At 57.8% G+C, this 16,246-nt stretch carries 6 protein-coding genes; 1 reads left to right on the top strand and 5 read right to left on the bottom strand.

Translation table 11 applies throughout. The features are described 5' to 3' along the window. Nucleotides 1-272: 272 nt before the first annotated feature. Nucleotides 273-4,550 (top strand): PAS domain-containing protein, encoded by a 4,278-nt coding sequence (locus ACOYQJ_RS16290; RefSeq protein WP_422907102.1) that lies wholly within the window; start codon nt 273-275, stop codon nt 4,548-4,550. Here the strand turns inward: ACOYQJ_RS16290 and ACOYQJ_RS16295 are convergent. The 5 genes from ACOYQJ_RS16295 to ACOYQJ_RS16315 form a co-directional block, all read right to left on the bottom strand. Further along, nucleotides 4,547-7,948, bottom strand: a complete 3,402-nt coding sequence (locus ACOYQJ_RS16295) for a translocation/assembly module TamB domain-containing protein (protein WP_422907103.1) — start codon at nt 7,946-7,948, stop codon at nt 4,547-4,549. The two genes, ACOYQJ_RS16290 and ACOYQJ_RS16295, sit on opposite strands and share 4 nt — an antisense overlap. After that, nucleotides 7,948-9,750 carry an autotransporter assembly complex protein TamA gene (locus ACOYQJ_RS16300; protein ID WP_422907104.1) on the bottom strand — a complete coding sequence of 601 codons (1,803 nt, stop codon included), beginning with the start codon at nt 9,748-9,750 and terminating at the stop codon, nt 7,948-7,950. The genes ACOYQJ_RS16295 and ACOYQJ_RS16300 overlap by 1 nt, the downstream gene beginning before the upstream one ends. A 260-nt stretch (nt 9,751-10,010) precedes the next feature. Beyond that, complete coding sequence (locus ACOYQJ_RS16305) at nt 10,011-12,314, bottom strand: hypothetical protein (protein WP_422907105.1); 2,304 nt, start codon at nt 12,312-12,314, stop codon at nt 10,011-10,013. A 939-nt stretch (nt 12,315-13,253) separates the two neighbouring features. Next, nucleotides 13,254-14,354 (bottom strand): ParB/RepB/Spo0J family partition protein, encoded by a 1,101-nt coding sequence (locus tag ACOYQJ_RS16310; RefSeq protein WP_422907106.1) that lies wholly within the window; start codon nt 14,352-14,354, stop codon nt 13,254-13,256. A gap of 3 nt (nt 14,355-14,357) precedes the next feature. Further along, complete coding sequence (locus ACOYQJ_RS16315; protein WP_422907146.1) at nt 14,358-15,761, bottom strand: AAA family ATPase; 1,404 nt, start codon at nt 15,759-15,761, stop codon at nt 14,358-14,360. Between the last annotated feature and the right edge of the window lie 485 nt (nt 15,762-16,246).

The following is a 16,246-nucleotide window of genomic DNA, read 5'->3' on the forward strand; positions in this document are numbered from 1 at the left end:
CAATTGCCGAGAGCACGACGCAAAATTCAAAGTGAATCCCGCACGCGGCGCCCAGCAATTTAGGCCGGTTTCAACGCAAATTTTCTACGCCGATGCCAAAGGGACGGCCGCAATCCAGAATTTTCTGTCTATTTCCAGAGACTTGCGCGCAAACGACCAAGCGAGAACGACTATGTATGGACCACCGGCTAAATAAATCGGCTGTGGCGCACTTAGCCCGCTCTTTAAGTATTGCAGCTAAAAACGCTCCGAAATCGGACGAGAACAGAACAATGATCGACGAAGATGCCCTCAGGGCGTTCAATCAGTTTTTTTCCAGCTCGGACTTCCCGGCCTGGCTTGCCAGTCCTGACGGTCAACACCTGGTTATCAACGGCGCCTTTCAAGGTGTCAGTGGATCATCGATCCCGCCTTTCGCTCCGGTGCTCTCCTCAGAAGTCCTCAGTAGCGATGACATCACGCATCTTGGACAGGCGGGCGCGCAATTGCAGCGCAAAGAGCAAAGTCTCGAACACCACCACATCTGGCTGGTCAGCGGGGCAAATGCATCGGGGGGATACACATTGCAGCCAATCCTGGGCGAGGACGGTATGGTTGCGATCCTTGGCACACGTGCCTTTGGCGCTCCGTTCTTTTCCAAACAAGCGGGTGAGCGGTTTGAAAGTGCCGAACTTCAGCAAGCCGCCATCGAAAGCATTGGCGTTGCCCTATGGTTCGCCGATACCGGCACGGGCAAACTGCGCGCCAGCGATGGATTTTTCGATCTTTTGGGGTTTGCACCTGATGAGGTGGACCTGGACGCAAGTTGGGTTCGTGGCAGGATCCATCCCGCTGACCTGCACGAAAACATCGCCGGTATTTCTGCGCTCTTGTCCGGAGAGATCCAGCGATACGACAATGACTATCGCATGTTGTCCAAGGACGGGTCGTGGAAATGGGTACAGGCCAGCGCTCATCTTGCGACACCGTCCGAAAACGGGGATGGCGCCCCAGTTCTGTGCGGCAGTTTCGTGGACATCTCGGCGCGGAAAGCCAATGAGGAAGCGCTGTCAAAGGCTTTGAAAGAAGCCGAAATGGCAAGATCCCTTTTGCAGTACAGCGAAGAGGCGCACAGGGTTTCGACCGAGGGTGGCGGCATCGCGCCCTGGCATATCGATCCAAAGACCGGCGAAGCATGGTGGAGCGATCATTTTTACCGCATCCTTGGGTATGAGATTAACGGGTTCGACAAAACCCGCGATGCCTTTGTTGCCTTGATCCACCCCGACGATGTTGCGGCAGCGGTCTCTTCGATGGCTGCGCTGAACAACGACGGCGCCGAGGAATATCACGCGAAATTCAGGCTCAAGCGCCGGGATGGAACGTGGCAATGGTACGAGTCCGTCGCGCGACTGGTGGCACGGACTCACATGGGGCTGCATCCGCTGATTTGTGGAAGCATGCGCGACATCGGTGAGTGGAAAGACCAAGAGGTCCGTCTGAAAGCCGCCTTGTCCGAGGCCCGCAATGCGCGCGATGACGCTCAGGCTGCGCGCAGCATCGCACAGTGGAACGAGGAAATTCTGCGTGTCTCTTCCGAAAGCGGCAACGTCGTCCCTTGGACAAGGGTTCCGGAAACCGAGGAGTCGTGGTTTGGCACGAACATTTCGAAAATTCTCGGCCTGCCGCAAGGTTATACTGTTGATTCAGCGTTTTTCAGAACCTTGATACACCCGGACAATCTGGAAGATGTCATCAAAGCCTTTTCTGGACTGGAAAGCGGCGCGGGCGAAACCTTTGCTCAGGATTTTCGGATACGCCGGGCGGATGGCGGTTGGAGTTGGGTCACCTCTCGGGGGCGCAGGATCGAGCGGGCGGACAAGGGTTTGCCCTATATCATTTGCGGTAGTCTGACTGTTATCGACCACCTCAAAGAGAACGAAAAACGACTGGCCGAAGCCGCTGCCGCCGCCGATGCAGCCCGCGCCGACGCCAAAACCAGCGAAGAGATGCTGCGGACATCTGCGTCTTGCGGCGAACTTGGCCCATGGAATGTGTGCCACGAGACCGGTGAATGCTGGATGCTGGACACAACCTATCAAATGCTGGGCTACGAGCCGGGCGACTTTATTCCTAATTCCGAAGGCTGGCGCAACCTAATCCACCCTGACGATGCCCAGCAGGCCATCGAAGCGATGACGGCATTGATTGACGGGCGGGCTGATGTTTACGACGTTGAAAAACGCCTGCGCCACAAGAACGGTAACTATTTCTGGTATCGCGCGATCGCCCGGCAAATCGACCGGTCGGATCAAGGGCTGCCACCACTGATCGCCGGAACGACCACCCGGATTGACCACCTCAAGGAAAATGAACGACGGCTGGCTGAAGCCGCCGAATTGGCGCGGCGGGCGCGCGATCGCCTGAACCGTCTGGCGGACAATGCCCCCGGCGCTCTGTTCGAATTTCGTCAGAACGCCGACGGCTCCTACGAGGTGCCTTATTTCAGTGCGAAACTACCCGATCTTCTGGGAATCGACCGCAGCAACATTGGCTTGGATGGTTCCTGGGTGCTGACCCACATCGCACCGGAGGACTTGCCCGAGTTCGCAGAAAAACTTCACGAGTCCAAGCGAACCCTGACCGAATTTCATTGGCAATTCCGGGTCAATCATCCGCAAACCGGTCAGCGCTGGATTCTCGTCAACTCGCTACCGATGCAACAGCCCGATGGCTCCACGATCTGGTTTGGCAACCTGTTCGATATTACTGACCAACTATTGATTGAACGAAAAGCACAGGAGGCTGCCAAGGCCGTCAAAGAAGCGCATGCGCGTCTGAGTACCATCGCTGATAATGCTCCGGCGGGAATCTTCGAATTGCACCGGGATTGCGACGGCAAAACGGGGCTGCGGTACATCAGTGCCCGGCTCAAGGAATTGTTCGGGATGGAGCATATCACCGCCAAAGATTTCCTGTCCGAACTTCTAGAAAGGATCGCACACGAGGATCAAGTAGGATTCCAGGCCTCGATGGAAAGGTCGCGAAAAAGCTTGACACAATGGAGCCACAGGTTCCGGGTTAACCACCCAAAGCTTGGCACACGGTGGCTGGCGGGATCAGCGACCCCCAAGACCCGCGATGACGGTTCGGTCACGTGGATCGGAACCCTGCACGATGTAACCCGAGACGCCGAGCGCGAGGCCGAGTTACGAAAAGCCCATGAATTGGCCGAAAGAATGCGCGCCAAAAGCGAATGGCAGGCGTTCCATGATTCCCTGACCGAACTGCCCAATCGTCGGTTGTTCGACCGTGCGCTCGCTGAGCGTCTGGAAAACACCTTGTCGAAAAACGGGCCACGCGATTGCGTTCTGATCCGGATCGACGGGGACCGGTTCAAGTACATCAACGATACTCTTGGCCACGAAGCGGGCGACGAGGTTTTGAAGCGCATTGGCGAAATTCTGGTGACGGAAACTCGCGACGATGATTTGGCCGCACGCATCGGAGGGGACGAGTTTTCAATCCTTCTGGCACCGGGAACCACCACCGATAAGGCGAAAAAAATCGTGGCACGCATTCAGGACGGGCTGTCCAAACCGATGGCCTTCAATGGGCGCCAATGTCAGATCGAAGCGAGCTTTGGCATTGCTTACGTCGACGATCTGCGTGCGGCTGGCAGTGACATTCTGCCATTCGCAGATGCCGCGCTTTATCGCGCCAAGGAAAAGGGCCGCAATCGGCTTGAACTTTTCACACCCGAACTGAAAGCTGAAATCCTGAATGATCGCCAACTCGCCGGAGAATTGCAGGATGCGCTGAACAACGATGAGTTCATCCCCTATTTCCAGCCGCAAATCTGCGCCAACACAGGTCAATTGTCGGGCATCGAAACGCTGCTGCGCTGGCAGCACCCGACACGAGGAATTCTGGGGCCGGACCATTTTCTCAAAGTGGCAGGCCAGTTGCGGATGGTCCCCGAGCTTGACGGGCTGATGTTGCGAAAGGCAAAGACTTCGCTGCAAAATTGGCGCCGCCAAGGCATCAAGATTCCCAAGATCGGGTTTAATGTCAGCTCGGGTCGGATGCGCGATCCGAGCATTCTGACCGGCGCCGAGAGCATTACGCAGGACGGCACAAAGGTGGCTTTCGAGCTGCTGGAATCGATCCTGCTAGAGGAAGAGAACGACATTTTCCGCTTTCACCTGGATCAGTTGCGCGAAGCAGGTATAGATATCGAAATTGACGATTTCGGATCAGGTCACGCCTCCATCATTGCTCTCATGGCGATTTCGCCATCGGCGCTCAAGATTGATCGACGCTTGATTCAACCAGTCGATCAGGGGTTCCGCGCCCAGAAAATGGTCCGAGCAATTGTCGAGATTGCCGAAACATTTGAGATAGAGACCATTGCCGAAGGCGTCGAAACGCCGGAACAGGTAGAAATTCTGCGCGATCTTGGCTGTGATATCCTGCAGGGTTACCACTACTCGCGCCCGGTCAGCGAGGCCGATCTGGCGGTTTTTGTTCGCAAACTTTCAAGCCAGACACGTCAGGACAAGGCGGGTTAATAGTCCCGTTCAAAGAAAATCCCGACGCCGCTGCGCCCGTCTGTTCCGACGTGGCCACGCAAAGTCGTCGACGGGCTCAAATCGAGGTTCAGGTTGATCTGGCTTTGCCCATTGCTGTCCACTTCGACGTTGGTATAGGCCTTTTCGCTGATGTATTTCCCAATGCGCAGGGTTGCACCGCCTTCACCATCCGTCGTGACATCGAGATCGTCGACGCCCGTACTTTCACGCAACCTTTCGATAATTCCAACGCCGCCCTTGCCGGCCAAAGTCGCCACGGCAGAGGCAAGTTGAACGGCCTGTAATGCGGAAATGGATGATATTCCCCGCCCGAACAACAGACGGGCAAGCACTTCGTCTTCGGGCAATTGAGGATCGGATTCAAACCGGATCTCGGGCGCATCCGCCCGCCCCTCGATCGTGACGAACACGACTGTGTCTTCGGCTGTGGTGCGTGCAACCAGACGCAGCGTGGGAACCATGTCGCCTTGCAGCCGGGCCGACCCTTCCTCCAGCGTCAGGCGTTTACCCAGAATATCAAGGCGTCCGCGGATCAAATCAAATCGGCCCTGCGGGATCACATCCGCCGTGGTGCCGGTCAGGCGCAATTGCCCCCCAAGTTCGGCATCAAGTCCCCGTCCACGAACAAATATTCTGTTCAACGCGAGGATCTCAACATTGAGAGCAACCGCAACACCCGATCCGCCGCCTGAGGCTCCGGTCACATCCAACAAACCTGCATAGCTTCGGGTGCGGCGCACCGAAGCAGGTTCGTTCAAATGGATGATATCGGGGATGCTTTCGAAAGAGCCGATCCCGGTCGACGGCACACGAATCTCGGTCTGGTCCAGCGCCAGTTGACCGGAGATTGCCAGATTTCCGGGCGCCGTTCCACTCAGCCGCAGGTCACCATTGGCCCGGGTTTCGTATAGCTCCGGGTCGGTGATCTTGACGTTGTTCACCTTCAATTCGGCTTCGGTAACAAAAGGCGCTTGCAACCGTACGCGGCCATCGGCGCCGACGCGGCCCCCGGTATCGAGCGTGCCGCCGACCTCAAAATTTGCCTGCCCGCCGTTGAGCGTGACATTCGCGTCAATCCCCTTCAAAGCGTTGCGCAAACCAGGCAAGGCAAGGCGCGCACCCGCGGTCGTGATCTGCCCGCTTACCGAGGACAGGGCCAAGGCACCGTCAATGCGCAGATCAAACCGCGCAAGCCCTTGGATGGAATTGCCATTCAATCGCCGGTTCACCAACCCAAGCGGCAAAGTTCCGTTCAGCCCCAAAGCCGCAGTGCGCGCATCCTGAGCGATCTGTCCCGCCACGTTGGCCGCACTTCCGCCCGGCCCCTGAACGGCGGTGTCCAGGACCCACTGGCTGCCGCTTCGGCGCGCAGTGCCGCGAATGCTGCCAGGGCCGGCCAGTTCTGGCGCGAGCCACGCAAGCGAGCCGATCCTTGCGTCGAATTCGGCGCTTGGCTCAGCCTGTTTTGGCAGGGAAAGCTGCGCCGACAACGTAATCGCGCGCGGCGCCGTGCCATCCAGCGAGACAGTCCAACCTGCAGAATTTTGCTGCGCGCGCCCTTTCGCAGTGGCCGGGCCGGACAAGCTTGGGACAAACTTGCCAAGATTGGCCAGTCGGGCGTCAAACGTCAGGTCGCTGTCATCGGTTGCCACCCGGCCCGAACCCTGCGCGGTGACGCCGCGTGTCTTAACCTCTGCCCGGCGCAGCGTCAGCCCTTCGGAGCTTCTGAGTGCCGAGACATTCAGTCGGCTTTCGCCAGCCAGAAGATCATCGACATCGGGATTGCCAATCGCCAGATCGCGGCCCGTGGCCACAAGGTCCAGATCGAACGCCCCAGTCAAAATCGTTGTCTGCCCGTCCAGACTGGCCTGCACGCCGCCGCGCAGGTTTTGCCCCGAGATCGCGGAAAACCGCGAAAGATTATCAACCTGCGCTTTCAATGCTCCGTTGACGGTCAGATTAGTGTCCAATCCGTCCAGCGTACCGTCCCCGGTCACCTGCATGCCGGGCGCACTCAGATCAAGGTTGCTGAACTGGATCGGTGCCCCTTCGCGCCAGACGATATCTGCCCCGAGATCGAACATCGAGCCCAAAGCCTGCTGCAAGGCCGGATCAGCCAAAGCCGCCCCCTTAGCCGAGGCATCTATGCGCGCCGAGACTTGTCGCACTTCGCCATTCTGGATCGACCCGCCCGCGACCAGTTTCAGATCGTCCAGCGTGACGTCCGGGCGGCGCAGATCTTTCAGGTCGCCATTCAGCGTCCACGTATCGCCATCCTTGCTGTCGAAACTCGCCGTGATCAGCGCCATTTGAACTTTGGTTTCAGCGCCGGAAATCGGCAACTGGACCGGCGCGCCATTGGGGTCCATCAGCACCGCATCAAGCCGAAAACTCTCGGGCAAACCGCCAGCGGCCAGCGCGAAATTCCCGTTCAGGCGCAGGGCCGCAGCTGTGGCTGTCAAGTCATCCATGGCGACGCGACCGTCAGGGTAAAGGCTGATGCGGCTTCGCAAAGCGACCTCGGGGCCGAAGAAAGATTGATACTGCGGCACGAACAGAGGCGTCAGATCCCCCGAGATATCCACGCGGATCAGTCTTGGATCACCTTCTTCGCCGCTGCCCGCCTGCGTTTCGACCTGCCCCGTCAGGCGCTCTTGGCCATCGCTCAGAAGAACAATGTCGGCGGTGTAGTCGTCGATTGGCGCCGTGCCTTTTGTAGTCAGTTCAATGGCAGGCTTACCCGGCAGATTGAGAAGATTGGCCGCAATCCCGTTTTCGGCTTCCTTCAACGACAGATCGACCGAAAGTTCCTGGCTCGCATTGGAATAGCCAGCGTCCAGAACGAATTCACCGCTCGGTCCTTCCAGACGTGTGATCTCAAGATTTGCGGTGCCTTCGCCATCCGCAAGCTGCATGTCGCCCTGGATCGACGCCACCGCAGGTACGCCAATGATCGGCGCGCCCATTGTGACACGCGCAACAGAGATCTTTTCGATTCGTACGCTGACCGGCAGCTCGGGAAGAGTAAATGCGCGCGCTTCTGCACTGGCAGAGCTTTCAGAAGTAGGAAGGCGCGGCAGATCGATCTGGGCCGCGGACAGTTCGTTGATCTCGATCCGGCCACCCAAAACCGCCGTTCGGTTCCAGTCCAGAACCGCATCCGTCAACGTCAGCCAAATGCCATCGGCATCGGCGATTGTCAGTTTGTCCATCGTCGCCCGAGAGCTGAGCGCACCACGAAAGCCCTCGACCGTCACCTGGCGGCCAAGGCCCGACAGTGCACCCTCAAGGTATCTGGTCAGTCTGTCTTTGTCTTCCTGAGCGCTTGTGCTGAGGGTCTGCAAGAGCACCAGAAAAACGGCTACAATCCAACGCATCAAAAGGCCTGTCCTATTCCCAGATAGATTTGTACGCCGCTGCTGTTGTCACCGGTGACCGGGCCAGCAACATCCAGCCGGATCGGACCGATCCCGGTTTGATACCGCAGGCCGATCCCTGCGCCGCTGTGCCAATCCCCGGTGTCATCCATAAAACTGTTCGCCCCGATATAGGCCGCATCGTAAAACACCGCACCCCCGAGTTTGTCGGTGAATTTGGCACGGATCTCGCCCGACAGGCCAAGGAACGATCTGCCGCCGGTTTCGTCAGGCCCGGAATTGATCGCAAGCGACTGATAAGAATGCCCCCGCACCGTGCCGCTGCCGCCGGAAAAGAACAAAAGGTCCGGCGGCGTGTCCTTGATTGATGAGCCGAGCACCGAGCCAAGTTGCATGCGACCGGCAAAAACCAGCTTTTTCTCTTCGCCCACGGCGCGATAAGCCCGACCGTCTGCATAAAGTCGCCCACCAGAGGCGCTTCCCGACAGTCCGATATAGGGCATGGCATCAACGCGCAGGTACGTCCCTTTGGTGGAGTCCAGCGTGTTATCCCGGCGGTCCCAAGTGACCGCCAAGGGGAAGGTCAGGTGGGTGAACTGGCGCTTTCCCAGATCGTCTTCGACATCGGAGTACCGAAAGGCGACCGACGCATCCGCAGTCAATTGATCTGAAAATCGCCGCGTGATCCCGACCTCAAGGTTTGCCTGCTGCGAAAAGTACGTCGGCTCGGACAACTCTTCGAACTCAGCGCGAACAAACAGGTCAGTTTCAGGATTGAAGGTCGAGGGGCGCGTCAGGCTAAGGCTCAGGTGGTAGTCCAATGAATCCGCATCGCCATTTATCCCGGTGACAGCCCCTTCGATGCGAAACCGTTCCGCCCCGCCGAAAAGATTGCGATGCAGCCAAAATGTCGAAAGCGCCAAGCCTTCGGCGGAATGAAGCTCGGCCCCAAATCCGAGGCGCCTTGGTTTGGCATCGACAACGGCAAGTTCGACATCCATTTGATCGTTTGCATCAAGGGTCTCGGCCTCGCGCAGCGTGACCGAACTGAAGGTGCCTGTCCGCCTTAGCCGTGACGCGGCGTTCTCAAGAACCGCGGGCTCAAAAACCTGCCCGCTCGGAATGCCGGCAATCTCACGGATACGTTCGGGCCGGACAGCGCTTTTCCCGCTGATCTTCAGATCGCCAAACCGGACTACCGGACCAGGGGCGAGTCGCAGGAAAACATCCAACTCCGAAGTTTTGTGGTTTGCGACGACGTCCTGTTCGACCACGTCGGCCTTGGCATGTCCGATCTCGCGCCATGAATCGACACCAGCCAAAGCGGCATCGCGAATAACCGAGGTCTGCGCAGGCTCACCTTGATTAAAGCCCTTTGGCAATTGGGTTTTCGGGGCCAACGGCGCAACCTCGGCGCGGTCGAACACGAACAGAGGTCCGGGATCGACGGACAGAACCACACGGTCAACTTTCGGAAGTTTGGTCAGGGGGGGAAGTTCCGCCGCTTCGCGTCCATCAATCTGGATTTTGACGACAGGTCCGTAATACCCCTGCTGATACAAAGCCCCGACCAATCGGCCATAATCCGCCTGTGCGGCAGCCAGGATATCTTGCGGGTTTTTGGTGCCCTCTTTTTCAGCAGTCAAAACCAAGGACGCATTTGTCAGAATGCCTTCGAGAGTGTCGTCACCACCCGCCACTTTCAGCTTGCCCTGAAAAGCAGCCGCCTGCCCTGCAAGCAGAGAAAGACCTAAAAACAACAGCGCCTTAGCTGAATTACCTGTAAATTTTCGTCTGCTCATACATCCAGCCCGAATACTCTTGGGGGACTTGCAATTGGAAGGATCGTTCGCGTTTCCCCATTGCAACCATTGTGATGCCCCAAGCACAAAGGACAAGTGCTTTCCGGTATTTTCTTGGGGTTGAGGCGGGGAAAAAGGCCGTCAGAAAGTCGACAGCAACAGCCGGCGAACCGCCGCATGTGGATCTTCTTCGGACTCCACCACACAGCGGCCCGGCATTACCTGGCCCTCCGCAGATTTTGCTGCGGAGGGCCGCGAAGTCAGCTTTCGATTTCCAACACGAAAGCCGCGGTATCACCGCGATACTGGAACCCGAGATCGTCCCCGTCGGTGCGCTTGTTCCAGATGTTCAGGAACGCTGTGAACGCGCATTTGCGACGGTTGGGATCAAGGTCCGGTCGCAGCATATCGTCGAACGTGTTTGTGGCGCTGCCACCCGGAAGCGCCGGCGGCTTGCCCACATTGTTCGAGATGACCGGTTGCAGGACGCCCGACGAAAATGCCGTTGACCCAAGTCCGCGCTTCCACGTTATGTTGTGGTAAAGCTGGAATTGCTCGCGCGGGTGATAGGCCCTGTAGCCGACACTGAAGGTGGTATCGCCATCGCCGCCGAAGAACAGACATTCGGCGTTGAAGATCAGACCGTTCCGGCGCAGATCGACAATATCCGCAAAGACATCACGGTTGTCCCACCAGAACATATGCGTCAGCGCGCCGAAGGGCACGTTGGCGGTGGCACCGGTGTCCTGATAACGTCGGCGATAAGTGAAGGCCGCCGTGGTTTCAGCGCCGCTCAGACCGGTGGCGGGAGTCCCTTGCGGTCGCAACCGCTGTCCGTTCTCGTCAAAGACTTCGAGCATCACTAGATGTCGGACATCCGGATCGTTCCAGCGCAGGTCATCGGTATTGATATGCGCATGATATTGGCCAGCGTTCCAATCGGTCGTCGGATTTGTGTCATACGGAATTTCATAGAGGAAATTCTGCGTGTTCCCGCCGCTGCCCGCGCTTGTTGGGCCAAGGCTCACCGGGACAATATCGACCCCGCCGCCGCCATCGGGAACCGCCTTGTTCCAGGACAGTCCGGTATCGTAATAGTGCCGCGTCCCGGTCGGATCGCCGCTGCCATCCGCCTCTATGATGCTGACACGATAGTATTTGGCACCAACGTCCTGCATCCCTTCACTGAACATGAAGCTGAGCTTGAGTGTGCCGCCCCAATTGCGGTTCAGCGCAGCGCCGTCTGCAGCCGCCGGATTTGGCGCCGGGAAGACCAGACCACTGTTGTAAACCGGAGTATCCACCGAGATCGCGCTGTCTGCATTTGGTGTGATCAACTCGTGCGCGCCAGTATCCCCGATCAGATCCAGGAACACGAAATTGCCCGAGGGGTTGCCACGGCATCCATAGGCGAACGGGCTGTAGCTGGTCAGGGTCGGATTGTCGTCGTCATCATACCAATGGCCCGCCGCCACACCGTTGTAGATCGTCAGCCAAAACTGACCAAAGGGTTGCCGCACGATATAGGCGAACTCTTCGTGGCATCCGGGGCGCAGTACGTAGGGGAAATTGAACCAGCAGATGTTGAAAACGCCATCCGGGCCAAGATCTCCCTCGGCCACCTTGACGGGTTGCCCGCAATCATAGCGCCGGCAGAAAAGGTAAGGCCGGGCGTTGATATAAGCCGGGATTTGCTCGTCGCTCAAGGCCTTGATCGCGCGCAGATCTTCCGCCGCCCGCACGGCCCGCTCGTCAAGGGCCCCTTCGCGGAACATCACGTTGTCCCCGCTCGGATCAACCAAGGGAGCCGCTGCCATTAGCGGACCGGGGTCGGGAATTGGTGGAATTGGGCCGCGCGGTATCCGCTGGACGATATCTTCCAGTTCCTTGACCAGCTCGGGTATGCGTGGATCAAAGACAATCCAAGGCTCGCAGCAGCAGACCCGCCGCCAGACTTCAACCCGTCCACGGCACACCGGAAAGCATCGAAATGGCCATGCAATCAGCTGATCGATGGAACCAGCAGGCGAGAGGCGCTTGGCCGCGATTTCTGGCGCCGCCAAGAGATTTCGGGAGGTGTCGGCAGTCGGTGCGCAGCTTGCCTGCAATGCCCTGCTTTTGATCGACGGTGTGCGGTCAGCCAAAACAGGCTGCGTTGCCAGGGCAACAAGGTCGTTGAACCACCAAGGGCTGCGGCGGCATACGCGGACCCGGCCACTGACGCAGCGCAGCAAGCGCAGCCAGCCAATCCAGATCGACCTTGAGATATCGATTTGCCCCCTCTCCAATACGGCTTGGAATTGCTCGCGGCGGAATTTCAAGGCGCTGTCACTCGGGCGCCGCACCTCGTCGCCCTCGGATGGCGGGCCGATGCTGAACCGTTCGGCTTTCTTCAGAACCTCTTTGGGAATGCTTGCATTGCCGTCTTCGCCGAACTTCGCCTCGAAGATCATTTGGCGTTTTCCATCTTGTGCGGACACGACAAGATCGGGACGTTCATCGTTCGGGCTGACTCCTTCTAGATTTGCAAATAGCTTGAGTCCGTCGTTGGGTTGGCGCGCCATGGCCCCCTCCTTGGGTTAATGCCTCACACCCGACACCACCGTGCATGGCGTGAAAATCAAAAAAGGTGCCAACACCACAATCGTCAGACCGGAGCCTGACGTCATCCCGCCGCCGTTACCGCTGCGTGCGGTCATGTCATGGTGTCACCGGGCATCGTTCTATGCCAAAATTGCAAGGAACCCCGTAGGTGTCGAACAGGCACCGAAAGCTGGTTTCAAATACAGTTGACGCATCTCTGCGTTGTGCCAGTTCTACCATAGGTGGTGATCTTTTTCCACCTTTCCGAGAAGGTGTAAGCTTAAACCCGCCGAGATCGCGGATCCTGTTAGCCTGTCGAGAACGCCCAATAACAGACTGTACATAAGGCTCTGAATTTAGGAGTGAATATACCGAAGTACTTTCGTATCCGCTTGTGCGGATGTGACCTTAACTCGTGTCCGCAAATAAGTTTCTCTGTTGTTAAAGAATTCCGGCCGAGCGAATGTTAATCGATAAACGCGCCCACAGGCGGCGCTTTTCCTTCCCCTCAGGAACATTAAGCGCCGCCTATTGGAGATCATCTCTATGTCCGATAAATCTTTGATTGTGCGCAGGTTATGCCTTGGCGCGGACTCGCGTGGTTTTCCTCGACGAATTCAACCAAGCCGTTTTAGACGCTGCGAACTACAATTTTGATACCCGCTTTTCAAGGTATGATGAGTGAGGCTCCAAGTCTGCCGCATTGGTTTGGCCTTGGTCCGAGGGATCGATTTTAATGAAATTCGGGCATGACCCAACTTGTTCAAGAACGCGTCATGTGCATTTCGGGATCGCACTGCGCGTCATCGCGGGATGTCGCGTGTTTAATCGCGGACGGGGATCATAGCCGCAGTCAGAAAGCCAGCCGGCCCGCAACCGAGTTGGATGCAGGTTTCGTGGCGAAACCATGCCTTCAACTTTCAACTCCTGGACTTATCGAGAACCCTCTGAAGCTCGGCAATCAACTGGTCGATCATCTCGGGGCTGACCCCCCTGCCCCCGACCCGGATGAAATATCCGCGGCTGTCCTGCTCGCGGTGGATAGTATACCCCGCGCCAGTTTTGACCTCCCGCACAGCGCTTTTGGTGGCCGGCTTCTTATGGCTTGGCCGCCCCCCGCGCCGTTCATCCCGCGCATTGCCTTCGAACTCGCTGACCACGGGCTCCAACACGGCCCACTCGGCAACGGCGTCCTGCGGAGCGGCGTCAGCCAAAGCTTCTCGCAAGGCACTGTCCGCGCCGCCTCTCAGCGCGGCGGATAAACGCAGGCCTTGCTTTTCACTTAGGCTCTCGGGATAGCTGAGCAGGTCTCCCAGTTCCTCAAAGATCAGCGCAAACGACCGGATCTTTGACCGCTTGGCCTTGGACGCCGCAGCGAACATCTTACTTACCGACTCTTCAGTGGTGGCGAAAACACCAAGCTGCACCGAAATCGACGCAATTCGCCCGCGCTCAAACGGGCTCAGACCTGCGCGAACTTCGTTCTCCTCAACCATCGCGGCGAAGGCCTCGGGGACGGATCCGGGCTTGCGGATCAGCGATTTGATCCTGCTGTATTTGGCATCCCCCGTCAGTGCGAAAAGACCGCTGACTGCCTTGAAGCGGCGATAGCCTGACAAGATGCCATAGCGAGCAGGCCCATCGGTGTTCTCAAGCGCATAGAGTTCTATCGGCAATCGCAGCCCACTGGCCTCGATCGAGCTGCGCAATTCAAGCATGTCCTCTTCTACGAGCTGTGCCCGATCGCGCACCATGTCCTCGGGATTGATCTGCTCCAGCGGGATTTCGCGGATCAATAGCCCAGCGGCCTCGCTCTCCCGCAGGGTCTTGGCATCGAGGGAATCCCGAGCCGCCGTTGCACGGCCTTCGGGTGTCCCAACCGGGGTGGCCAGGGCAGATTCACCCGCGACCTGCGCAATCGGTGCCATCGGCGACGCGGGGGAGGTTTCGCGGCGAAACTCCTCTTCGTAGCGGTTGAGGTCTTCGGCTGAAGGGGCGATCAGTTTACGTCTCTTGGCCATCTATCACACCTCCTCAGCTGTAGGGTTTTCTTCGGTCTTGGGCAAATTCACATCCCGCCACCAGGCGCCAAGGATCAGTTCTTTGACCTCAGCCCATGTTCTGTCAAAGGTTTCGCGACCGCGCACGTAGGTGTCTCGATTGAATTCCCGGTAATCCGTCTCGTAAATGCCGGAAACCTGCTCACCGGCTTGCCCCACCATGGCCGTGAAATCCTGCCGGTAAGTGGTCATGAAATCCCCAAAATAGGCTTGGATGACATTGGCCAGATCGGTCTGCTGACCGGCGTCAAATCGGGTGATCAATGCCCGCACGGCGTCCCATTCAAAGCGCACCTCCTCCAGCCCTTCGCGGCGGCGCATGGCGTTCTCACCTTCTTCTATCGAAGCGAAGGTCGAATAAAGCATGTCAAAGAACCGCCCGGTTGAGTCGAACTCGAGGAACGATGCGCCAAGCGGCACAAGAAGGATGTCCGCCGCCGCCAACGCGTTGATCGTCAGATAGCCAAGGGCAGGCGGGGTATCGAGGAAGATCAGATCGTATTCGTCCAGCAGCCCTTCGGTTTCGAGGAAGCCGTTAAGCGCATCCCAGAGCGGCCAACCGCGCGATTGCATCCGCCAGACCGGAACCTGAAATTCCGCCCAGTACAAATTCAGCTGCGCGCCGATCAGGTCGATGTTGGGCCAATGCGTTTTCTGGATCACCTGTTTCGCTTCGAAACCCAGCGCCTCGGTCAGCGTTTCATCGAAGGGCAGGGGAGCTTGACCGGCGGCCTCCCGAACTTTGTTTTCTTCGGTCATGTGGGTGGCAAAATGTTTGGCCAAAAGCGGGAAAGCCGTCTGCCATTCGTCCGCCACTTGGCCACCCATGATCGAAGTCATGGAACCCTGACTATCGAGGTCAATCACCAGAACCTTGTAACCGTCCAGCGCGGCGGACATCGCCAGATGCGCACAGGTCGAGGTCTTGCCGACCCCCCCTTTGAAGTTAGCCACGGCAATGGTTTTGGCCGCAACGCCCTCCGGGCGCCATGGACGGTACTCGCGCGACGCGACGCCTTCTTCGGCAAAGTGATCTCTCAGCCGTAAGACATCTTCGAGCGCAAACCATTTCGATCCCCCCTCACCGGTGCCTTGTGGCAAATCCGGGTTGGATTTCAGAACTCGCCGAAAATGTGCTGGCGCAACGGGGATCAGATACCGGCAAACCTCCCACGTTGAAAATCTGCGCAAACGCTTGCGGCCATCGGGCATATAGCCACGCTTGGCGAGATCATCGCGGCCTTTCGCGGCGAAGGCGGCGGCTTTGGCGAATCGATTGGTGGTGATAGGGTCGCTCAAAGTCTGCGCGGCGATTTTTGGGTCGATGTTGAAATAGGGCGGGGGAGGGGGCTTACCTGCGGAATTCATGCTGTCCTCGTGATGTGCGGTTATATGCACTATATGCGCCTGAGTATCGCACATGGTCGCAGGAAAGGGAATCGGGATGTCGCAAAACTCGACGTTCAGGCTTCTTTTCAAGAATAAATCAAGGAAAAGCACAGACTATAGGTTGAGAGTCTTTTATGTACTTTAGAATCTTTAAGCGTATAAAGGTGTTCTTATTCAGATAGTTAATCAAGTTTCGGGACCAGTATACAGGATCATTGGCACCCATCCTCGGGAGCTTGGGGACCAGGACACGGGAAAAGCGGTGCCGATTCGCAGGAAGACGGGTGCCAGACTCCGGGAGAGGCAGTTTTCCACTGGATTATCCACAGCAGAGCTGCCAAATGGGGTCTCAGGTGCCATTCTTCCTCCCGTATTTGGGTCCCTTTGCGCCGATAGGCACCCATTTGCGGGACCACACCTTCTTGTATTCAGGCACCCACGGAATGCTTGATCACTGGTTCCTT

This window comes from Pacificoceanicola algae, assembly GCF_049341065.1.
In the GTDB taxonomy this organism is placed as follows: domain Bacteria; phylum Pseudomonadota; class Alphaproteobacteria; order Rhodobacterales; family Rhodobacteraceae; genus Pacificoceanicola.